Here is a 20,095-nt window from a genome sequence, read left to right as displayed (position 1 = left end):
TCCATGCGCTAGAGCTAGATGAAGCGGATCGCGCAACTGATGGGCGCCGCGACCGACGGCTCGCTCGCCTCGCTTCCGCGGAATAAGTAGCGCATCGCGCTCGCACGCACCCGACCAACCGTATCTGCGGTCCCGCGCTCCCGTTACTATGCTGCTAGTCACCACCGACCGGCACGGGAGCGAGCTTGGCCAACCCGGATCTTCTCGATAGCGACCAAATGACCGCGCACGTCGTCGCTGCACAAGCAAGCCCGTGCGACGAACTCGTCATCCGCACCCAGCCCACCGCGGTCGACCGCCCGTGCCAGCGCAAGCGTCTAGCACTCGCCGCGACGATCCTCGGCTCAAGCATGGCGTTCATCGACGGCTCCGTCGTCAATGTCGCGCTACCCGCCATTCAGAGCGAACTCGGCGCGAGCGTCGCGGCAATGCAGTGGATCGTTAACGCCTACCTGCTCTTTCTCGGGTCCCTCGTGCTGGTGGGCGGATCGATGGGCGACAAGCTCGGCCGCCGCACGGTGTTCATTGCGGGCATCGGGGTCTTCACGCTGGCGTCGGCCGCTTGCGGGTTCGCGCCGGACGCGAATTCGCTGATCGCCGCGCGCGCAGTGCAGGGCATTGGTGCAGCACTCTTCATACCCAGTAGTCTCGCGATCATCGGCGCCGTGTACGAAGGCGAAGCGCGCGGACGGGCAATCGGCACTTGGGCGGCCGTCGGGGCGATCACGTCCGCGGCGGCGCCGGTGGCGGGCGGCTGGCTCGTCGACGTGTTGTCCTGGCGCGCGATATTCTTCCTCAACGTCCCGCTTGCAGCGGTGACGGTCGCGCTCGCGATTTCGTCGGTGCCGAACAGCCACAAGCTCGATGCGCCTCAACGGTTGGACTGGCCCGGCGCGCTTAGCGTCGCAGCGGGGCTCGCTGCCCTCACCTATGGTCTGACCGAGGCGTCTTCGCGCGGTTTCGCAGATCCGCTTGTACTGTGCGCGATCGGCGCCGGCGCGTTCGTGCTGGTCGCATTCGTGATGATCGAAGCGAACAGCCGTCACCCCATGATGCCGCTCGACGTGTTCCGCTCGCGCGATTTCACCGGCGCCAACCTCGTCACACTGCTGCTCTACTTCGGTCTGAGCGGCGCACTGTTCTTCCTGCCGTTCACGCTGATCCGCGCACATGCCTACACCGCAACCGAAGCGGGTGCGGCGGTGCTACCGGTGCCGGTCATCATCGGCTTGCTGTCGCGCTTCACCGGCGGCCTGACGAGCCGCTTCGGTTCGCGGATCCTGTTGAGTGCTGGCCCGGGCGTCGCCGGAATCGGGTTCGTGATGCTGGCGTTTCCGTTTGTGCGCGGCAGCTATTGGGCCGGATTTTTCCCTGCGCTCACCGTGCTCGGGCTTGGCATGACGATCACCGTTGCGCCACTCACGACGATTGTGATGGGCTCGGTACCGGGCGACCACGCAGGCGTTGCATCCGGCATCAACAATGCGGTTGCACGTGTGGCGAGCCTGCTGGCGATTGCGGTGCTCGGCATCGTGTTCGTGTGGTCGCACCAAGCGGCGCTTTCGGCGCGGCTCGATGAACTGGACGTTCCTAGGGACGCACGCCGGACCGGGCAGTTGCTGGAGCCGGGCGCGCAAGCCGGGGCGGCAGCGGGCGACGCCCATTTGCCGACTCAGACACCCGTGGCGCAGGCGGAAGCCGAAGCTATCACCGACGCGCTGCGCGCCGTTGCGCTGGTGTCCGCTGTGTGCGCGTTCGTCGGAGCGGGTCTCGCGGTGGCGACCATCCAACCCCGCAGGTGATATGCCTCGTGTCGCTGGACGCGTCCGTTGCCTATCGGCGCCCTCCCCTCAACTAGCCGAAGTCGGCCAGCCTCAGCCGCTCATGGCGCAGCGCTTGAATGGCCGATCACCGGTCAATGCGGGCCCTAGCGACTACGTTATAGCCCTGAGGTGCCTCCCCGGATACAGCTTCCGCACCAGCGCTAGCGCTCGTCACGTACGCCTGGCACCGTTAATATCAATCTCGACGGCGCGATCGTCGACGCGCCCGACCTCTCCTTCGCCTCGCTCTGAACCCGGAGAAGCAAAGTGCCATACGTAACGTCCGACGGTGTTTCGATCCACTACGAGGTCAAGGGCCAAGGTTCGCCCGTGCTTCTTCTGGCGGGGCTTGCAGGAGTGGGCGCATCCTGGGGCCCACAGATCGATCTATTCGCCGAGCATCACCAAGTGATCGTACCTGATCACCGCGGCACCGGCGAGTCCGAGCGCACCGCACGCGACATGACAATTACGCAACACGCGCGGGACATGGCGCGGGTCATCGAGGCGGTCGGATGCGGGCCGGTCCACGTGGTCGGCTCCTCGACCGGGGGCGCCATCGCGCAGTTGCTGGCGATCAATCATCGCGAACTATTGCGCAGCGCGACCATTGCCTCTTCGATTGCGCGCTCGGACGCGTTCTACCGTCGTCAGTTCGCCATGCGGCGACGCATGCTGACTGATTCCGGGCTGCGCGCCTCCACCGAGGCAAACGCACTATTCCTCTTCGATCCGAAATTCATTCGCGAGCACCCGGAGCAGGTGCAGGCATGGGTGAACACTTCATCGGCTGGCACATTCGAACCGGAGATCGGCTTTGCCCGGATCGACATGATCGTAGGGCACAACGCCTTCGATGATCTTCAGTCGATCACGACACCGACGCTGGTGCTGGTGGGCGAGCGCGACTTCTGCTCCCCGCCGTACTTCTCTGCGGAGCTTGCAGAGCGGATTCCGGGAGCCGAGTTTGCCACCCTTGACGGTGGGCACCTCATCTTCCTGGAGAAGCCCGTACTACTGCACGACGCTGTTGAAGCCTTCATCGCCAAGCACGAACGATGATCAGCCCGTCTCTCTAACGGAAGGCGGGCGCCTCCCATCAGAGAGCCGGCGCGAGCTGGCCGTTATCTGGCCGCGACCTGCGACCGGCCGGTTCCGCCGAACTCCGGTCGTTCGCAGATGGGCGCGCGAATGACCGTGACGGGTCGCTTTGAGCCCCTCATCCACCCCACAGGCCGGCGAAGTTCCCAATTTCCGGCCCAATTGTTGGGGCCTCTTTCCAGCATTTAGGTGCGCTGCGCCACAAAACCACCGCCTCGGAGGGGTGGCTAATCCGGCGCTTTACCCAATATTGCCTTGGCTCCCAGGCTGCGGCCGTCTTTTGACCCAGGACCAACTGCCATGAAGAGAAGACTCCTGTTGGCCGCCGTTCTCATGTGTTCGTTTCCGGCTATGGCGGGATGGATAGATGGTAATGGACGCCCGGTGCCGGATAGTGACGATCGCAAGTCCTCAGGCGATTTTGGCGTACAACTTGTGTTGACAGGCGATGCCAAGACGTTTCGGGACACGTGGAACCGCCCGGGCACGCCGATCCTCCCTACCACGAAGATCGTACAACAGGGGGAGTCGGTGAGCACCATACTCCTGTTCGCTGGATGTAAGCCTGGTAAAGATGGGCGATGTAATGTGGACGTGAAATACCTCCTGATCTCACCAAACGGCTCGAGCGACGACTTTGGTACGACACCGGTCTCTCGTCGAGCGGCACCGAAGCCCGGAATCACGGAGCTCGGGGATTCCGGCGTGACCTTAGAATTCAACCACGACGACCCCGCGGGAAGGTATGTATTTGTTGCCACCGTCACAGATCGCGTTGCCAACAAGACGGTCGAAGTCTCAGCGCAGGTGACGGCCAAGGACAAATGGATTTAGAGAGAGGTCCGGAGGCGCTAGCCGTTAAGGCTACGCTGAACAAGCTGGGTGAATGGTTCGCCAGGAAGGGCTGAAGGCCGAAGTCGGTAGAGTAGAGATGTGGCGCGGTGACGGTAGGTCCAGGCATCGATGTTTCCGCCCCTTTCGTTTGGCGGTGCCCTATTAGCCGGACCGTGGCTCCGTTTCCACATCCCCCTCATCGAACCGGACAGGCAGATTTCCCGCATCCGGCTCTCGGACAAGACTCCACGCCTTCACCCACGCCAGGCTGCACCCCCGCGCGCGCTCAGACGTACGAGCCCGAAGTGCCCATAGAGGTGCGAGAGTGGATAGCTTCCGCCCCTGCGTCGTCTGACCTTGTGCTTGTTGCGCAGCCACCGGCGCAACCGCGTCGCGGCGTAGCTGTCGAGCGCACGGTATGCGCGACTGACCGTCCCTACCTTGAAGTAGTTCGCCCAGCCGCGCAGCATGCGGTTCAACTTGCCCACCATCGCCGTGGTCTCTTGCCATCCCGTTTTCAGGGCGGTCAACGCATGGATCTTCTCGACCATGCGCCGGATACTCTTCTTCGCCGGCCGCATGCCCATGCGGGGCTGGCCGGTCTTCGCCGAGTACATCCGCCCAAACGTGTATCCCAGGAAGTCGAACTCGCCTTCCGGGACCCGACAGATTCGTGTCTTCTCCTCGTTGACCGTGAGCTTCAGCTTTCCCATGATCGCCCGCATCGCTGACAGGGCTTCGTCAGCCTTTCCGCGTTTGCACAGGATCACGAGGTCGTCCGCGTACGTCACGATCCGACTGCCAAGGCTGTGCTCCAGGCCGAGCTCCCTCCACGTCAGCACGAATCGACGCATATACAGATTCGACAGGAGTGGCGAGATGGGCGAGCCCTGAGGGATGCCGCGACCAGCGTCCTTGGCCTCCGTCGTCCGCTTCTTCCGTCCGCGCGGGTCCGTTTCCTCGACAGCGCATTCCAACCACATCTTGATAAGATGCAGCACACCCCGATCAACAATGCGTCGCGCAAGCGAAAGCATAAGTTCCGGATGTGGGATGCTGCCAAAGTAGTCCGCGAGGTCAGCGTCAACAACGTCGGTATGACCACGGTGGAGCCGTTCTTCCACTTCGACCACCGCCTGCTGGGCATTGCGGCCCGGGCGATAGGCGTACTGCTCGGGTGGAAGGTCGGCCTCGAAGATCGGATCAAGCACGAGCATTGCTGCTGTCATGCAGACCCGGTCACGCAAAGTCGAGATACCCAGCGGCCGCAGCTTGCCGTTGGCCTTCGGGATAAACACTCTTCTGATAGGGTCCGGTCGGTAACTCTCCTGCCTGAGCGCAAGCGCCAGTTCGCCGAGCCACCGCTCTAGCCCGTACGCCTCGATGTCCGCGAAGTCCTGACCATCCACACCCGGCGCGCCCTTGTTGGAGCGACACTGGGCGTAGGCGTGAGCCAGAATGTCGTCGCGGCTGATCTTGTCATATAGGGCATAGAAGCGGTAACCGGCTTCTGCCTTCGCTTTCGCGTGTAACGCCATCTGCAGCTTCTGAACACTAATCGGAGTTGATAGGTTGCCCAATCTCCTGTCCCTCACTACGTCTTGCGTTTGTCTTGAACTGAGGCCCCTTCCCTCCACCGGCATTACCCGGCTTCCCCGGTACTACGAGCCTCTCCGCCACCCCACGGCGCCCGGCCTGTCCCTCGCGGGCGTCCGGTTGGCCATCCCTGGCCACGCCGTGGGGCTTCCCGTGTTGCGTGCGCTTTCCTTGTGTGCATGCTGTCGCCACTACCCCGGCGCAGCGACTGGCGGTCCTGCTTCGCTCATCCATCCAGTCGTGTCAGCCTTCCCCGATATGGCTGTCGGGTCGGCCTGCGCATCGTCCTTTTCGAGGCTTGCTCGGCGTTCACTCACGTTACGGCCTGCACACTTGCGCTGTCACCGTATTTCGTGACACGCTTATCCGAAGGCTTCAGCCACTTCGTTACCTCCATAGCTGCTCCGGTTGCTTCCGGCTGGAGCGGTTGCCGGGTGGGGCTTTCACCCACTGGAAAAGCGCCGCCTTTGCACGGCGCACGCCAGAAGCGGCCGTTCGACATCGAGGGGTAGATGGTCGACGATTCAAGACACTAGAAGCACGGCTGCCCGTCAATGCCGATCGAGTGCGCTGGCTTGCGCGGAGGCAGCGAATACGCTTCGGCGGACATCAAGTCGGCAGGGTAGAGCTGGAGGAACGACCGCGTTTCATCCGCCCTCGCGCCGGACAGCCAATTCACGTCAAGCCACCTTCTAAAGCCCGACGCCATACAAGGGTTGCAGGTGCCTACTTGCCGCCGACGCCGACCTTGCCGCGCCCGACCTTTCGATGCGGCACACAGGGGCGCAGCCTCTTCCTGGAGCCAGCCGTCAACGTGACGTGCTCCGCAGGGTAGCGGGTCGTCCTGTGCGGCGCGGCCTGATAGGCGGAATGGCCCGGATCGATGCGCTTGATAGCTGACATGACTGACACCTCCTCAGAGGATTCTAGTCCGAAACGGCACGGCGCTTATGCCGCCCGTCGCTAGCAGCCCATGGGCGCTGATCTCGGGGCGCTCACCAGTGAGGGGCCCATGACCGCAACATGCCAGACAGGCGCGGCAAACCTCTCCATCAAGGCAATCGAGGACGCGATCAACGCGTGGCGCAACCGGCAGCCGACCCCGTCAACGGGCGACCGCGTAGCCGCCAAACGAGAGGCAATGCCTTACTAAGCAACGGTTTGAGCAATGCGAAATGAGTCTTTCATCGTCCGGCTCGGGCAGAAGTCCTCGCCGAGTATTTCGAGAATCTAGCTCTCCCGCGCATTACTTACGGCCCTGCGCTGGATAGATTTGCTGCCAGTCTTGCTTCATGCTGATAACGGTCCAGCCTCGCGCCTTCGCAGCATTTAGTGCTGCGTCGAGCTTCCCAACCTTGGCACGAGTCCGGTCCGCACTTTTCCCGCCAGCGGCCAATTCCTTTCATACGCCAATCCAAAAGATTCACTTCAAACTGGCATGCGCCTAGTAGATCCTAAATTGGCTGGAGATCGACAACTGGAATGCCAATCAATAGCCAAGAGCCAGTATCGCACGTGATGTTTCGGCGCCAACGGCCAAACGCACAAGGGAGAAAGCCATGAAAAGTGATATTCGCAGCATACTGGCGCTGCTCCGCTCGGCATGGCGCTACGCCTCCACATGCATTCTCATTGCGCTGACTCTGACGCTGATCCCGGCTCTCGCCTTTGCCCAGACGCCTGCCACGAAGCCAAACATTGTTGTCATCTTCGGCGACGATATTGGCATGTGGAACGTGGGGGCTTACGCGCACGGCATGATGGGCCGGACTCCCAATATCGACAGCCTGGCGCGTGACGGCGCGCTCTTTACTGATCACTATGGCCAGCCCAGTTGCACCGCCGGGCGCGCAGCGTTCATCACCGGCCAAATGCCGGTGCGCACCGGCATGACGACGATCGGCATTCCGGGCTCTTCACGCGGCATCCAGAAGGAAGACCCCACGCTGGCCGAAGTGCTGAAGACTCAAGGTTATGCGACCGGTCAGTTCGGCAAGAACCATCTTGGCGACCGCAACGAGTTCCTGCCTACCGTGCACGGGTTCGATGAGTGGTTTGGAAACCTGTATCACCTGAACGCGGAAGAAGAACCGGAGGAGCTTGATTATCCGGGGCAACGCAACCCGGAGTATCTAAAGAAGTTCGGGCCGCGTGGCGTACTTCACGCTTGGGCGACCACCCAGGACGATTCGACCACCGATCCAAAGTTCGGCCGCGTCGGCAAACAGCGGATTGAGAATACCGGACCGCTCACGCGCAAGCGCATGGAAACCTTCGACGCCGAGGTCCTCCAACACACGCTCAACTGGATGGACCGGGTCGGCAAGGACAACAAGCCGTTCTTTCTCTGGTTCAATTCTACGGCGATTCACATTTGGTCGCACCCGCAGCATCAGTATGTGCAGAAGGCCGTTGCCGAGGGGCGTGCAGAGCAGGACGTGGTGCGCGCCAGAATGATCGAGCATGACGAGCAAGTCGGGCACATCCTCAACAAACTGCGTGAAATGGGCGTGGCTGAGAACACGATTGTCATCTACACCACTGATAACGGCAATGAACTGATGATGTGGCCGGACGGTGGCTACGCCCCGTTCCGAGGGGAGAAAGGCACTACTTGGGAAGGCGGCGTGCGGGTGCCCTGCTTGATTCGCTGGCCCGGCAAGATTCCATCAGGCTCAGATCTCAACGGGGTCCAGAATCACGAGGACTTGTTCGTATCGCTGGCCGCGGCAGCAGGTCTGCCCACGCTGAAGGACGACATGCTGAAGGGGTATCGGATGGGTGGCACACGGTACAAGGCGCATCTGGATGGCTATAACAATCTCGACTACTGGATGGGCAAGACCGACAAATCGGCACGACGCGAGTTCATCTACTACGACGAGACGGATCTAATGGCCATTCGGGTTGACGGCTGGAAGATGCATATCGGTGTCAAGAAGGATGGAAGCTGGTTCAACACGAAGTACTACCCAAGCGTGCCGTACATTTTCAACCTGCTGATGGACCCGCTGGAGAAGATGGATCCGGAATCGCACGAATGGGGCTATGCGGGCCGACGCTTTGTCGGACAGAAGCTCTGGGCACCGACGGCAGCCGTGCCGTTCCTGGATGCTCACTTGAAGTCGATGCAAGAATATCCACCACGCCAGGGTGCGGACACGCTCAGCATGAAGAAAGCGATCGACGAAGCAATGAAAAAAATGTCGACGCCTAATAAGGGCAGCAATTAAATTGCAGATGGCCTCCGCTGATTCACGCTGGCAATCCGACGTTCATCGCCTGGCACGGTACGTGAGATCCAATGATCGTTCATTGCCGATGAGCGGTATTATGGGGGGCTCTCATACGTCCGCTTTTCGGTGCGATTCGGCCATCCCGCCGCAACCTGCTGTACGCCCCATAAGGGTCGGCTCCTGCCGGCTGGCGCAGTCGTAGCGGATCTCGGGGTCGATCAGGCGCTTGCCGGCCAGTTTCGGCCGTTGCCCGGCGCCATAGCGCGGACAGTTGAGCGTCGGCTCCGTACCAGGCACCGGACGCTCGCCGCCTCAATACCCCGTCACGGTGTCCGCCATACCAGCCCTAATAGGATGCGGGGTCGATTGGCCGAAGGTGGCCATGACCTTCAGCCTTCCAAGCACACCATAGAAAGAACGGAATTCGGTGAGTTCGGCAGACTTCGCGTAAACTGCGCCAGATCCCCCGTTCGCTAGTTGGTCGGCTTGTGGCGACGGTAGAAACTCCCGTTATGCGAGGAGGCGTCTATGCATGCAATGCCTTTGCCGGATAGCAGTGCCATCGACCCGCACGCTAACGCGCCCGTGCGCGACCTGCGCCGTGTGCCCATCCATCCCGATCACTGGTTTCCGCTGGCCTGGTCGAATGAGGTCAAGCGGGGCAAAGCCCTCGGGGTGCATTTTGCCGGCGATCCGATCGTGCTGGTTCGTACCGAGTCCGGTACGATATTCGCACTGGAAGATCGTTGCGCACACCGGCAGGTGCCGCTGCACGCGGGCGTGGTGGAAGGCGAGTCCATCCGCTGCGGCTATCACGGCTGGACTTATGACTGCACCGGCCGCTGCGTCGATGTGCCATACCTCGGGCGTGAGCGCCTGCCCAACGGCGTGCGTGCCTATCCCTGCCGCGAGGTGCACGGCCTGATCTTTGTCTTTCCTGGCGATGTGGCGCTCGCCAAGGAGCGGCTGCTGCCCGCTCTGCCATCGGTGGCGGACAAGGCGTACAAGACGCGTCGCTTTGGCCGCGAGGTCAAGTGCCACTACTCCTTCATGCACGAGAACCTGATGGACATGAACCACCAGTTCCTACACCGGCGGCAGATGGGGCAGATGCGTGCGCGCTCGCTGGGCCGCCGTCGCGGCGAGGACTGGGTGGAAGTGGACTACACGTTCGCGCGCATGGAAGGCAAGCAGCCTGTGGGTGAGGCGCTGGTGTTTGGCGCCAGCAAGAAGAACGGCGACCGGGACGGCAAGGACGTGATGACGGTGCGCACCGGATATCCGTACCAGACCCTCCAGATCCGCTCGGGCGACGGCACATTAGTGATGGACCTGTGGATCGTCTACGTGCCGCTTGATGCGGCGCAGCGCACCAACCGGACGTTTGGCCTGCTCTCCATCCGCAAGCCCGGCATTCCGTTTGCACTGGACCTGGCATGGCCGCTGCTGGTCTGGTTCACAGAACGCATCTTCAAGGAGGACCGCTGGATCGTCGAGCGCGAGCAAGAGGCCCACGACAAGCAGGGGGCCGACTGGAACCACGAGGTATTTCCGGTCATCATCGAATTGCGAGACGTGCTGCGCAACTGCGGCGGCCGCGCCATGATCCCGATCCGCGAGGTGGGCGACACGGCCTGACGGCGAGGCCAACGGGGACTAGGGTGTCGAGATGGCGGTTGTACTTTGGAAGCGGCCGTTCACCTGCCGGTACTCGCAACGGCCGAGAAGTCGACACCAGCTAATGGATCTCCGTGAATGCCCACGCATGCAAATTAAGGCGCCTCCCGGCGAGGCCACCGATCTCCGGCCATCGCTGGCCGACGTCGAAAGCCGGGGGCATCACCAGGTTGCAGCCTTACTTGCGCCGCCGGTCGCCTCCACGCGGATCAACGATGATCATCGTGCGATCCAGTACCCCCCGGTCATCAAAGTAGGCACTGAGGTGAGCCGGCTGATAGCCACTCGCATAGAGCCGGTACGACCAAGCCTCGCGCTTCATGAGCGCGTAGTACTGGACAGGCTCGCGCGGCAGGCCGAAGCGCTCGGCCACGCCGCGCTTGGTCCAGACCCCCGGCTTTGCCTCGTAGATCTCCTTCTCGGTCAACATCTGGCGGAAGCTGACCAGCTTTCCGTTCGCGTCAAAATCTGCGGCGTAGACCTCATACCCCAGGGGCCGGTGCGAATAGATCCAGCGGCTGGTGCCGTCGGCAAGCTGATAGGCCTCCGTGGGCGCGCCAAAGGTCTCACGCACGGAGCTTGCCGGACTGCCGGTCATTTTCAGTGCTGTCTGGAGCGGTTGCAGGGACGCACAGGCAGCCAGCGCAACCGCGCTGCCGGTAGCCAGCCACATGGCGAAACGATATTGCATGACCATCCTCCAATGCCGAAAGGCGCAGTTTCTGTCGGCTGGCATTCGATCCAGGCATGATCCACCGGCTACATTCCGGACCCTGCCCCTGCCCCTGCCCCTGCCCCGCCGGCGCCTGCGCCACCACCGCCGCCCCCGGTGCCTGGCGTAGGCTGGAATCCGGGAGCGCTTCCCGACGAGGCGCCGCCCGTCATGCCCGCCCCCGATCCGGCAGTGGTGCCGGAATCGTCCTCGCCTCCACCGCAAGCCGCAAGAAGGAACGCGGCAAGCAACGCCGCAACAATTCGGGTCGACATGATGTTCTCCTGTGTTGCATTGGTGAACAAACCCCTGGTATTGCCCGGCGCTTCAAGGTCCATGCACGAACTCCACCTGGATATTCACGTGCACGGCATCGCCCACAGTGGGGAACCATGCTGACAGCCCAAACTCCCGGCGGCTGACTTCCCCGGCCGCGGAGAAGGCAAGCGTGCCGTCGCGCCTCGGACTTCCGATGGCGCCGCCGGGGGTCACGAGAAGGCTGACCGGGCGCGTAGTACCGTGAATCGTAAGATTGCCGAAAAGCCACCCACTGCCTTCCCCGGTCCGTACAAAGCGGGTACTGACAAAGCGGATCTCCGGATAGCGGGCCACATCGAGCATGCCGCCGCCCCGGATGATCAGGGACAGAAAGCGCGGGTGCGCCTCAACGCTTGAGGCATCGATCGTCACCGTCACGCGGCCCGAGTCAAGCCCGGCCTGCGTCCCTTCAAGCTGGGCATGCATACGGTGAAAGCGCATCTTGATATGCGAGTCCGAAAAGGCGTCGACGTCGAACGTGACGCTCGAGCGTTGTGGCTCCAGCACGTACCGATCTAGCCACCCGTCCGCCTCGGCTAGCTGGGCCTGGCAGACGGCACCCGCTAGCGATGCGAAAGTGGCGAGCACAAGTTTGGCAATCGCGTGTCCGCGAGTGGCCAGGAACCGGCGTGGCGAATCGCGCACGACCCCTCCTCGGCAGAAAAACGATGGTCCGTTTGAGTAAACGCCTGGCGGCCAGGATTTATTCCATTGCCCGCCGCCCAGATGCCGAAGGGTTGCTTGCTACGCTATCCGCCCTCCCTCCACAAAAACCCTAGGGTGTGTTGACATTTAGACGAGCCAGATGAGCGCGGAGGCCAGGGCAACGAAGGAAGCAAAGCGCTCGGAGAGCTTGTCGTATCGCGTGGCGATGCGTCGAAACTGTTTGATGCGGGCGAAGAAGCGCTCGACCAGATTGCGGGACCGATAGAGATGCTTTTCCAATGGACGTTGTACAAGCCGGTTCGCCCGACTCGGGATGACAGCCTGGACATCGAACTTGTGCAGATGCTCGATGAGCGCATCGGTATCGTAGGCCTTGTCGGCGGCAACACTGCCCGGGCACAAACTGCCCAGCAAAGGCAACGCCTCGGGGCTGTCGCCCGCCTGTCCGCCGGTCAAGCGAAATCTCGCCAACATGCCCAGTCCGTCAACCAGTGCATGAATCTTCGTGCTCAGGCCACCGCGCGATCGCCCGAGCGCCTGGTCACCTTTTTTTGGGCGCGCCAGCGGCATGCTGATGGGCGCGCACAATGGTGCTGTCGATGAAGACTTCCTCGAAATCCGCGTCACCTGCCAGCGTTGCAAATACTTTATGCCATACCTCGGCACGCGACCACCGAGCGAATCGCTGGTACACACTGTTCCAGTTGCCAAATTCTTCCGGCAGGTCTCGCCACGGGCTGCCGGTACGGGCAATCCACAGTACGGCCTCCACGAACTCCCGATTGTCGGCGGCGGTTCGTCCCCGATCCCCGGCCTTACCGGGTAGCAGCAGCGCGATGCGCTCGTACTGGTCGTCTCGCAACAGCCTTCTTGCCATCCCTGCCTCGCCCAAAAGACAGGATGTAAACATATTTCGATCGAAGTTAACACCCCTTCGTGCCTCGGCCTTGCCTAACGTCAACACACCCTAGTCGGGGCCGAGGCAAGTTGCCGGTAAGTTTTGGCACCGGATTCGGGCCATGGCGCGAACTAGTACAACATCCCGTAAATAGGTTTAATAATTATCGGGCTGCCACGGGCCAGCCCGTAAAGGCAGTGTGTCGGTGATTGACTTTGCCACACGCAAGGTCATAACGAACTGGCCGATCCCAGGTGGCGGCAGCCCCGACATGGGCAACGTGAGTGCAGATGGCAAGATGCTGTGGCTGTCGGGGCGATTTGACGATGTCGTCTATGCAATCGATACGACGACCGGTTTCGTCAAAGCCATTCCAGTCGGCATGGAACCGCACGGCCTTACCTTCTGGCCGCAACCCGGTCGCTATTCGTTAGGCCACACGGGAAATATGCGCTGACTCCGCTGAATTCCGCGGGTCAGGGCTGACGTACTCAGTGATCGGCCCCGCAAGTACGTCCAGCAATGGCATCTCTCCATCGCCTGTGAATGGGTTCATCGACGCGGCGCTGGTTGACCGCCACCATGGCGCCAAGGAGATCCTTGCCGCCGGCAAAACGCAAGGTCATTGGTGCGACATGACCGATTTCCGGGGAAGGCCGCCCGGATCTTGAGGAAGAAGTAGTGGTCATCACGGAAGCCGCAGGCCGTAAGCTTGATCACCTTGATCATGTCGATGCCTTCGACCAGATTGGTGCCCAAGGGCCAGCGGGTGTGGGCCAGAATGGCCAGTAGGTAAGGCTTTAGCCGCCGGGGCGAACCGGCACAGCGGCCCCATCTCGCTATGGCGTCATGCTCGCCAGAAATGCTGATGACCCGATGTCGTGCACAGCCCGCTGCGAACTAACGGAACACCAGCACTGGGATCTTGCAGTGCGTCAGGACTTTCTGGGTTTCACTGCCGATCAGGAGGCCACGCACGCCGGCTTGGCCGTGCGATGCCATGACGATCAGGTCGCAGTTGCGTTCCTCGACAGTCCGGATGATCACCTCATAGGGGTGATCGCCCGTGACGCAAATCGTCTCGTATGCCACGGACGCATCCCTGGCCGCTCGCGCAATTACGCCCAGGTAATGCTCCGCATGCTGCTCGGCAAGCTGCGCGTAGCGCTCTGTTGCATCTTCCAGCATGTCGATCCGGTGGGTGAAAACACGATACTCCGGCAGAACATGCAATCCGGTGAGCTTGCCATGAAACACTTTGGCGAGTCGCACCGCCATACGGGCCGCGTCTTCCGAGAGCGCCGACCCATCGGTTGGCACCAAGATATGTTGGAACATCGTTGTCTCCTCAGTAAGCGTCCACGTCTTCCACCTTAAGCTGATGGAAGCGACCATCAAGGATGGCCGGGATTGGCAAGCAATTATGTGAAGCTTCGCATATTCACGAGCCCAGGTCTGCTCCTCCACCGGCTTCAGGTTCACCGCCCAAGGGCAGAGGGTCGGCCGGGATTCGCATATATGTGAAGCTTCAGATATCTGCGAATGGTGAGTAGCCCGGGGAGTTTTCTTGCAGAACCTTATGTGAGACTCGCGCCTCAGACGGCTCCTGTTATCCAAACCGTTACGCCGGATGACGTGCCAGTGGACAAAAAGCCTGGGGTAGACGGCCGCCATCTTGTAGCCATTCCTCGCTACGCCGTTTGTGATACGAGGGATCGTACGGCCGGAGGTGCATGCGTTGTTAAGGGAGATCGCGCGCCTTCAAAGCATCGTGCTGCGTGCCTGGCGGTTACAAGAGTGCTTTCCGAAGGGCAGCTGCTATGTGACGGGGAGCTACCAATCTATGATCCTCTGGCACCTGCGCCGCGGCTGGCAGAGCCCCATGCACCCACGTAGTTCACCTGCTGGGGCGCCGCCCTATACCCCGCACTCGCCGTGAGGGCAGCCGGGCAGGCGTTAAAATCCCCCTGCCAAGCAGCCGATAGCGTGGGATCCTCCAGGCTTTCGCGGCATAGACGTGACGATACTTCCGTCGTATTTGTTCCACCGTCCTCTGCCCCCGTTCCGGGCCGCTGCGTAGTGGCTTGCTGCTTGTTATGCCGGGCGGTCAACCCAAGCCTATATTTGACACAGTGCCAGTCGTGCTGTGCGACGCACCGCGATGATTTCGCTAACAGGAGGGCAAGATGAACGACATCCGATCCGATTTCTCCATGCACAAGGACGCATTGGCCCGCGACGTCGATACGCTGATGGCCGACGTGCAGGCGCTTCTTCATGAAGTCAAAGCCGAAACCGGCGTAGGGACCAGCCTTGAGCGCCACGCACTCAAAGCCCGGCAGCGCGCGCTGCAGGACCGCCTCGTTGCGCTGCGTGAAGAGAGCCGCGCCAGAGTCTCCGAGTGGGCGACAACGACCGATCGCTACGTCCATGAGCATCCGTGGCAAAGCATTGGTACCGTGGCCGCCATCGCGGCAACCACAGGCGCTATCGTCGCGCTGGCTGGCAGCCACCGTTAGGCATTTGTGACTGCGGCGCCGGCATGGCAATGACACGTGGTAGTCGTGCATGAGCCACGTGGTATTTGCTATGCCGGCAAATGGACGGTCTGCCAGCGTGCGATCCCAAGGATGTCATTCAAGAGGCCAGCCATGGAAGAGCTGACAAAGGAGGAGTTGGCGACATTGGCGGCACAAATGGACGCTGAGGAGTCGCGTATCCGTGCCGCCGCCGGAACCGCCGGAACCGCCGATTCGCCTGTCGTACTTTTCGTGAGTGAAATACCGGCGACCAAAGCACCGGCACGTAGAACATTTCCGCTGTGGTCCGGATAGTGTTCCAGCATCGCGTCGCCCTGGCGCTGCGCGTTCTTTCGTCCGCCAGTTCACCTTCATCACGGTGTTCACGTTGCGTTGGCGGCCACCGACACATGGATTTCTCCGTCGGGCAGGGTCCTTGATCTGGTGCCAGAATGCCAGCAGGGTTGCTACCCGGAGGCGCGCAAGTCAAGGGGACAGCGGCGCGTTGCAATGTTTTCAGATGCGATTTCCGCGCTCCTCAGTGGTGCATGCCGCCCCCATGAAAGCCACCACGCGCGCGCCCCCCATTGTGAAAACCCCTATGGAAGCCCCCATGGAAACCGTTGTGGAAACCACCGCGAACGATCACCCCCGGCCTGCGGAAGAACACATGGTGCATGTGGTGGAAATGATGGAAGCGGTCGACAAAGATCACACTGCCGCCAAAGCCGACGCCGACTGGGGCCCAGTACCAGGGATCGTAGTAGTAGGCCGGGGCCGCATAGGTGACCGCCCCGCTCGCTCCGTCGACCAACTGCCAGGTCCCGCCCGGCTGCAAGCAGGCCACACCCGAGATCTCCTGCAGCACGCCGCCAATCTCGGCCTGTCCGACCACTTGCTGGCAGGGCGCCGACACCAATTCCTCGGCCGACGCCGCCACGCCAAAGCTGAGGCCTGCGAACACGGCCGCCGCGGCCGCCAAAGCCTTGCCCATCATTTTCACCCTGATCTCAAAGTCCCGACGTATGCCCTTGCGGATCTCATGGCACATCGGTTTGCCTGCCGGACCGCGTCCGCTACCCACAGCCACGCCAGTCCTGCATGAAGTAAACGGATTAGAGCCACGTTTTATTCCACACGGCGGTGACGCCGCGCCTCACTGCCATGCTTGCGAATTGCCGCCCAGGCTGCTGCAGACGTCCATCGCGATCTCGCGCAGGCGCGGCTCGCTGTGCTGGCCCGAGAGCGCGTAACCGGCACCCGCGCTGGCCCAATAGAACGTGCGCCGGTCGTCCTGGCGCAGCACACGGAAGGAGGTGGTCGGCGGCGCTGCCTCGGTGATATACAGCGTGAGGCGCCCGCCCGCCTGGTTCTGATACATCAACTGTGCCGCTGGCCCGGCCGCGCCGGGCAACAGCCGCCCACCAATTAGCGTGTAGCCGTATTCGTTCAACGCTGGAATCGTCAGTGTGCGCGCCAGCCGGCGCGACAGCCACTCCACCAGGTGCGCCTGATCGGTGGCCGCCACTTCTACCGGGTGGCCCTGCTCCGGCGCAAAGACCGCGTAGGCAAGGTCAGCATGGCGGGCGAAATCCCAGGGATCGGGCCCGCGCAACGACAGCCAGGCGCCGCCGGTGCCCAGCAACATCCCCGCACCGACCCAGGCCAGCGCGGCCACCGCACGCCACCACCACGCGCGGCGCGGCATCACCACGACATAGTGCGCATCCGTCGGCAACGGAAATAGTGACCTGAGAGCGGCGCTCTGACGCCGATAATCCTCCACACGTGCGGCGGCCTGTACATCTTGCGCCAGCGCGGCCACGACCTCGACTTGCTCGTGCGGCGCAAGCTCGCCATCGACCAGCGCCGAGAGCCGCTTCAGCTCCGGGTCTGTCGCCGGCGCGGTGGAACTTCGCTTGTCAGTCATGGCCTGTGCCTCACGACTTTGAAAACCCAGGGCTGTTTCCAGCGTCGCCGCCGCCGAGCAGCACGCGCAGGTGCTCGAGCGCCCGCGACAGCCGCGACATTACCGTCCCCACCGGCACCTGCAGGATCGCGGCGGCTTCGCGGTAGCTCAATTGCTCCAGTGCCACCAGCAGTAGCACATCGCGCTGCTCCAGCGGCAAGCAGTACAGCGCGCGCTGCACATCGAGCAGTAGCAGCCCGTCGACCTCCCCGGCCGGCGCTTCCAGCCGCTGCCACACAGGGTCATCGGCATCGAGCGCCAGCTCGCGGCGCTTGCGCAACTGGTCGATATAGAGGTGACGCAATATGGCCATCAACCAGGCACGCGTATTGCTGTGGGCGCGCAGCAGCGAGGTGCGCGCGAGCGCGCGCTCGAGCGTGTCCTGCACCAGGTCGTCCGCCCATGCGGCATCACCCGTCAGCGCGCGCGCGTAACGGCGCAGTTGCGGCAGGCAGGCGGCGAGGTCGTCGCGCAAGCTCACCGGGATGGACTCTCCTCGGGCCGGCGGCCAGGACCAATTAGTAGCCGCCGGGATACATTGCGCCGCCCGTGCTCCGGCTACTGCCACTGCGGGATTGGGACGAACTGCCCGACGGATCTGTACCACTGTCGGTGGAGCACGCCGCCACCGCCATCATGGCAAGCAGCAAGCCAGAAATCAGATGGAGCATTTTCATTTCGGTCTCCAGAGGGTAGGCCGCGGAGCAGCATTCTCCACGTCGAAAACGCCGCACCCGGGCAGCGCATGTTGCTGCTGCCACAGTCCTGTCAATGGGTAAACGCGCCGCGGCGGCGCTTTATTCCACTGTCATGGAGTTTGTTTATGCGGTGCCGCCCCAAAGTCGGCAGATTGCCCTCGCCGAAGCCGCGACGGCCGTCGGGCTGAACAATCTCGAGGAGAACATTCCTACCTCGCGCGTGGCGGAGGCTTGCAGGAAACGTTCGCGGGTGGCACGGCGTCTGCCAGCCCCCCCGGAGAGAACGCGCCCAAACATCTGGAGCACTGGCATGCGGAGGGATTTTCCAACTCATGCTGGCGGTGGCTTCGGGTCAACACTCGAAAAGCGAGCTGCATGGCCATGGCCAGAAAGAATTCGTCCCCTGGCAGCCGGAGCAATCACTTGGCCTGCACCGGCGGGCTCGACTGCGGAGTATCTACCTAATGGCGCAGGCACGCTCACCGGCGGCACGGCGTGAACATCCGTCCTTGCGGCCGACGCACCGACTCATTCACCGCGAAGTGTGGACTTCATGGTCGAATGCAATATGCAGGTGCAAGGGGAAACCCCGGCCTTCCTCGCTACATACATCCACGACATGCCCGGCGCGATGTTCTTCGAGTCGAATCCACCGGATTGTGCCGTCACCGTGTGAGGGAAGGGATCTCTGTTGACCCACACGACGATGTCACCTGACCGGATGCTAAGGGACTGAGATTCGTAACGAGTTCCCTCGATCACCACGGGCTTGGCGCACGGCGGCAGACCTGGTGCCGTCAGCAGCAGGCCCGCCGTGACCCACAGCGCCGCAGACCGAAAACGCATGTCAGAGTAAGCCACGCGGGCAGTCACTTCTTCTGCCGAGCGAACCCTGAAATTTCACACTGCCGCAAAGCGGTGCCCTCATGAAGCGGTGTCGTCCGGGATGCCAACGTCCATCTGGAGTAGCGATCGCAGAACTTCATTCCATCGTTGACGCAAGAATGCGGTGAGCAGCAGATCGCCGCTCACCGCCCATCCCGCGCGCTGCCCTATTGCGGTTATTCAGCCACGACATTGGCCGCCTTCGCGACCGCACCCCACTTGTCAGTTTCGCTCTTGATATAGCCGGCAAACTCTTCGGGCTTGCTGGCTATAACTTCCGCACCGAGGGTCGCGAGCTTGTCCTTCACGTCAGGCATGGCCAACACCTTGACCAGCGCGGCGTTGAGCTGCTTGACAACTTCCGGGGGAGTTCCCGCCGGGGCAACAAGACCACCCCAGGAGGAGGCATCAAAGCCTTGCAACACCGTCTCATTAATGGTCGGTGCACTCGGAAATGCCGGAACGCGCTTCTTGCTGGCCACTGCAATCAGCTTAAGCTTGCCCCCCGTAATGTACGGACGCGCGGCAACCGCCGTGGTGAACATCATTGACACCTGACCGGCCATCACGTCGGTCATCGCCGGGCCGTCCCCTTTGTACGGTACATGCATCATGTCAAGTTTCAGGCCCGACCTGAACATTTCACCAACGAGGTGGTTCGACGAACCATTGCCGGCGGAGGCAAAAGTGTACTTCCCGGGGTTGGCCTTGACTTCGGCCACGAGGCCCTTGATGTCCGTCGCCTTGACCTTCGGGCCGGCAACCAGCACGATCGGCACCGTGGTGGTCTGGCCGATCGGCGCAAAGCTCTTGTTGACGTCGTAGTTCAAGTGCGGATAGATGGTCTGGCTGATCGCGTTCGGACCGACGTTCGCCATCAGCAGCGTATAGCCGTCTGCCGGCGATTTCGCCACCATTTCCGCAGCGATGTTGCCGTTGGCCCCAGGCCGGTTTTCCACCACGAAGGTGCCGCCGGTCACTTCCTTGAGCTTTTCGCTCAGCACACGTGCAGTGGTATCGGATGCGCCGCCGGGCGGGTACGGGACAACAATGCGTACCGGCTTGTCCGGGTACGCTGCCGCGGCCACGCCCGACGCCAGCGTTGCAGCAACGATGGCCGTGCGCCAGGTGATTTTGATGATTGCTTTCATGTCTCCTCCAGA

20 protein-coding genes and 2 pseudogenes are annotated in these 20,095 nt (G+C 62.2%); 10 read left to right on the top strand and 12 right to left on the bottom strand.

The annotated features are described in order from the left end of the window. Positions 1–218 precede the first annotated feature (218 nt). From ABNX08_RS37220 to ABNX08_RS37210, 3 genes are all read left to right on the top strand, one after another. Positions 219–1,802, top strand: coding sequence for an MFS transporter (locus ABNX08_RS37220; RefSeq protein WP_349608298.1), 1,584 nt, complete (start codon positions 219–221; stop codon positions 1,800–1,802). 288 nt (positions 1,803–2,090) lie between these two features. Further along, a complete protein-coding gene (locus ABNX08_RS37215) occupies positions 2,091–2,885 on the top strand; it encodes an alpha/beta hydrolase (RefSeq protein ID WP_349608258.1) in 795 nt (264 codons plus the stop codon). A 339-nt stretch (positions 2,886–3,224) separates the two neighbouring features. After that, the gene (locus ABNX08_RS37210) at positions 3,225–3,758 is read left to right on the top strand and encodes a hypothetical protein (protein ID WP_349608256.1); all 534 of its coding nucleotides are present in this window, start codon (positions 3,225–3,227) and stop codon (positions 3,756–3,758) included. 254 nt (positions 3,759–4,012) lie between these two features. On the opposite strand, the gene ltrA is transcribed toward ABNX08_RS37210, so the two are convergent. Then, entirely contained in the window at positions 4,013–5,296 is a 1,284-nt protein-coding gene (gene ltrA / locus ABNX08_RS37205) for a group II intron reverse transcriptase/maturase (protein ID WP_374063800.1), read from the bottom strand. 784 nt (positions 5,297–6,080) lie between these two features. Further along, a complete protein-coding gene (locus tag ABNX08_RS37200; RefSeq protein WP_200872568.1) occupies positions 6,081–6,257 on the bottom strand; it encodes a hypothetical protein in 177 nt (58 codons plus the stop codon). A 70-nt stretch (positions 6,258–6,327) separates the two neighbouring features. Here ABNX08_RS37200 and ABNX08_RS37195 point away from each other — a divergent pair, with 70 nt between their 5' ends. The 3 genes from ABNX08_RS37195 (at position 6,328) to ABNX08_RS37185 (ending at position 10,228) form a co-directional block, all read left to right on the top strand. Further along, the gene (locus ABNX08_RS37195; protein WP_374063799.1) at positions 6,328–6,507 is read left to right on the top strand and encodes a DUF3717 domain-containing protein; all 180 of its coding nucleotides are present in this window, start codon (positions 6,328–6,330) and stop codon (positions 6,505–6,507) included. Between the two features lie 406 nt (positions 6,508–6,913). Then, positions 6,914–8,587: an arylsulfatase gene (locus ABNX08_RS37190; RefSeq protein ID WP_349608167.1), complete on the top strand. Its 1,674-nt coding sequence runs from the start codon at positions 6,914–6,916 to the stop codon at positions 8,585–8,587. A 531-nt stretch (positions 8,588–9,118) separates the two neighbouring features. Continuing rightward, entirely contained in the window at positions 9,119–10,228 is a 1,110-nt protein-coding gene (locus ABNX08_RS37185) for a Rieske 2Fe-2S domain-containing protein (protein WP_374063798.1), read from the top strand. A 217-nt stretch (positions 10,229–10,445) separates the two neighbouring features. Here ABNX08_RS37185 and ABNX08_RS37180 read toward each other — a convergent pair whose 3' ends face one another. The 3 genes from ABNX08_RS37180 to ABNX08_RS37170 all read right to left on the bottom strand — a co-directional run bounded on the left by ABNX08_RS37180 (position 10,446) and on the right by ABNX08_RS37170 (position 12,840). Further along, on the bottom strand, positions 10,446–10,958 hold the full coding sequence (locus ABNX08_RS37180; RefSeq protein ID WP_349604933.1) for a hypothetical protein: 513 nt from the start codon (positions 10,956–10,958) through the stop codon (positions 10,446–10,448). Positions 10,959–11,306: 348 nt separating this feature from the next. Then, positions 11,307–11,942, bottom strand: a complete 636-nt coding sequence (locus ABNX08_RS37175) for a YceI family protein (protein ID WP_349604935.1) — start codon at positions 11,940–11,942, stop codon at positions 11,307–11,309. A gap of 147 nt (positions 11,943–12,089) precedes the next feature. Continuing rightward, positions 12,090–12,840, bottom strand: a protein-coding gene (locus tag ABNX08_RS37170; protein ID WP_374063797.1) for an IS5 family transposase whose coding sequence is annotated in 2 segments (ribosomal slippage) — positions 12,090–12,513 and positions 12,512–12,840 — 753 coding nt in all. Because the reading frame shifts where the segments join, the coding sequence is not laid out codon by codon here. Positions 12,841–13,036: 196 nt separating this feature from the next. Here ABNX08_RS37170 and ABNX08_RS37165 point away from each other — a divergent pair. Beyond that, a pseudogene (locus ABNX08_RS37165) lies at positions 13,037–13,318 on the top strand (YncE family protein); the annotation flags it as partial. 188 nt (positions 13,319–13,506) lie between these two features. Here ABNX08_RS37165 and ABNX08_RS37160 read toward each other — a convergent pair. After that, a pseudogene (locus tag ABNX08_RS37160) lies at positions 13,507–13,671 on the bottom strand (ISL3 family transposase); the annotation flags it as partial. 90 nt (positions 13,672–13,761) lie between these two features. Continuing rightward, a complete protein-coding gene (locus ABNX08_RS37155; RefSeq protein ID WP_349604938.1) occupies positions 13,762–14,199 on the bottom strand; it encodes a universal stress protein in 438 nt (145 codons plus the stop codon). An 848-nt stretch (positions 14,200–15,047) separates the two neighbouring features. On the opposite strand from ABNX08_RS37155, the gene ABNX08_RS37150 reads away from it, so the two are divergent. Together ABNX08_RS37150 and ABNX08_RS37145 are read left to right on the top strand one after the other, a co-directional pair. Continuing rightward, positions 15,048–15,380, top strand: a complete 333-nt coding sequence (locus ABNX08_RS37150; RefSeq protein ID WP_349604939.1) for a DUF883 domain-containing protein — start codon at positions 15,048–15,050, stop codon at positions 15,378–15,380. Between the two features lie 132 nt (positions 15,381–15,512). After that, on the top strand, positions 15,513–15,695 hold the full coding sequence (locus ABNX08_RS37145; protein WP_349604941.1) for a hypothetical protein: 183 nt from the start codon (positions 15,513–15,515) through the stop codon (positions 15,693–15,695). Positions 15,696–15,918: 223 nt separating this feature from the next. Here the strand turns inward: ABNX08_RS37145 and ABNX08_RS37140 are convergent, their stop codons facing one another. The 4 genes from ABNX08_RS37140 to ABNX08_RS37125 form a co-directional block, all read right to left on the bottom strand. After that, complete coding sequence (locus ABNX08_RS37140) at positions 15,919–16,374, bottom strand: hypothetical protein (protein WP_349605005.1); 456 nt, start codon at positions 16,372–16,374, stop codon at positions 15,919–15,921. 162 nt (positions 16,375–16,536) lie between these two features. Then, positions 16,537–17,310, bottom strand: a complete 774-nt coding sequence (locus ABNX08_RS37135; RefSeq protein WP_349604942.1) for an anti-sigma factor — start codon at positions 17,308–17,310, stop codon at positions 16,537–16,539. A 10-nt stretch (positions 17,311–17,320) separates the two neighbouring features. After that, positions 17,321–17,830, bottom strand: coding sequence for a sigma-70 family RNA polymerase sigma factor (locus ABNX08_RS37130; protein WP_349604943.1), 510 nt, complete (start codon positions 17,828–17,830; stop codon positions 17,321–17,323). Positions 17,831–17,867: 37 nt separating this feature from the next. Beyond that, positions 17,868–18,026, bottom strand: coding sequence for a hypothetical protein (locus ABNX08_RS37125; protein WP_349604944.1), 159 nt, complete (start codon positions 18,024–18,026; stop codon positions 17,868–17,870). Positions 18,027–18,600: 574 nt separating this feature from the next. On the opposite strand from ABNX08_RS37125, the gene ABNX08_RS37120 reads away from it, so the two are divergent. Further along, positions 18,601–18,723: a hypothetical protein gene (locus ABNX08_RS37120; RefSeq protein ID WP_349604945.1), complete on the top strand. Its 123-nt coding sequence runs from the start codon at positions 18,601–18,603 to the stop codon at positions 18,721–18,723. 385 nt (positions 18,724–19,108) lie between these two features. Here the strand turns inward: ABNX08_RS37120 and ABNX08_RS37115 are convergent, their stop codons facing one another. Continuing rightward, complete coding sequence (locus ABNX08_RS37115) at positions 19,109–20,083, bottom strand: tripartite tricarboxylate transporter substrate binding protein (RefSeq protein ID WP_349604947.1); 975 nt, start codon at positions 20,081–20,083, stop codon at positions 19,109–19,111. Positions 20,084–20,095 lie beyond the last annotated feature (12 nt).

Origin of the sequence: Cupriavidus sp. DF5525, from assembly GCF_040149425.2 — a bacterium.
Taxonomy (GTDB): Bacteria; Pseudomonadota; Gammaproteobacteria; order Burkholderiales; family Burkholderiaceae; genus Cupriavidus; species Cupriavidus pickettii_A.
The sequence above is the reverse complement of the archived record's forward strand: the minus strand, read 5'-3'. Positions and strand labels throughout refer to the sequence as shown.

Bases quoted from the DNA above. Each gene is read 5' to 3' on its own strand.
- ABNX08_RS37220 (WP_349608298.1), top strand. From the start codon at position 219: ATGACCGCGCACGTCGTCGCTGCACAAGCAAGCCCGTGCGACGAACTC.
- ABNX08_RS37210 (WP_349608256.1), top strand. From the start codon at position 3,225: ATGAAGAGAAGACTCCTGTTGGCCGCCGTTCTCATGTGTTCGTTTCCG.
- ltrA (WP_374063800.1), bottom strand. From the start codon at position 5,296: ATGGCGTTACACGCGAAAGCGAAGGCAGAAGCCGGTTACCGCTTCTAT.
- ABNX08_RS37200 (WP_200872568.1), bottom strand. From the start codon at position 6,257: ATGTCAGCTATCAAGCGCATCGATCCGGGCCATTCCGCCTATCAGGCC.
- ABNX08_RS37195 (WP_374063799.1), top strand. From the start codon at position 6,328: ATGGGCGCTGATCTCGGGGCGCTCACCAGTGAGGGGCCCATGACCGCA.
- ABNX08_RS37190 (WP_349608167.1), top strand. From the start codon at position 6,914: ATGAAAAGTGATATTCGCAGCATACTGGCGCTGCTCCGCTCGGCATGG.
- ABNX08_RS37185 (WP_374063798.1), top strand. From the start codon at position 9,119: ATGCATGCAATGCCTTTGCCGGATAGCAGTGCCATCGACCCGCACGCT.
- ABNX08_RS37180 (WP_349604933.1), bottom strand. From the start codon at position 10,958: ATGCAATATCGTTTCGCCATGTGGCTGGCTACCGGCAGCGCGGTTGCG.
- ABNX08_RS37155 (WP_349604938.1), bottom strand. From the start codon at position 14,199: ATGTTCCAACATATCTTGGTGCCAACCGATGGGTCGGCGCTCTCGGAA.
- ABNX08_RS37150 (WP_349604939.1), top strand. From the start codon at position 15,048: ATGAACGACATCCGATCCGATTTCTCCATGCACAAGGACGCATTGGCC.
- ABNX08_RS37145 (WP_349604941.1), top strand. From the start codon at position 15,513: ATGGAAGAGCTGACAAAGGAGGAGTTGGCGACATTGGCGGCACAAATG.
- ABNX08_RS37140 (WP_349605005.1), bottom strand. From the start codon at position 16,374: ATGGGCAAGGCTTTGGCGGCCGCGGCGGCCGTGTTCGCAGGCCTCAGC.
- ABNX08_RS37135 (WP_349604942.1), bottom strand. From the start codon at position 17,310: ATGACTGACAAGCGAAGTTCCACCGCGCCGGCGACAGACCCGGAGCTG.
- ABNX08_RS37125 (WP_349604944.1), bottom strand. From the start codon at position 18,026: ATGAAAATGCTCCATCTGATTTCTGGCTTGCTGCTTGCCATGATGGCG.
- ABNX08_RS37120 (WP_349604945.1), top strand. From the start codon at position 18,601: ATGGTCGAATGCAATATGCAGGTGCAAGGGGAAACCCCGGCCTTCCTC.
- ABNX08_RS37115 (WP_349604947.1), bottom strand. From the start codon at position 20,083: ATGAAAGCAATCATCAAAATCACCTGGCGCACGGCCATCGTTGCTGCA.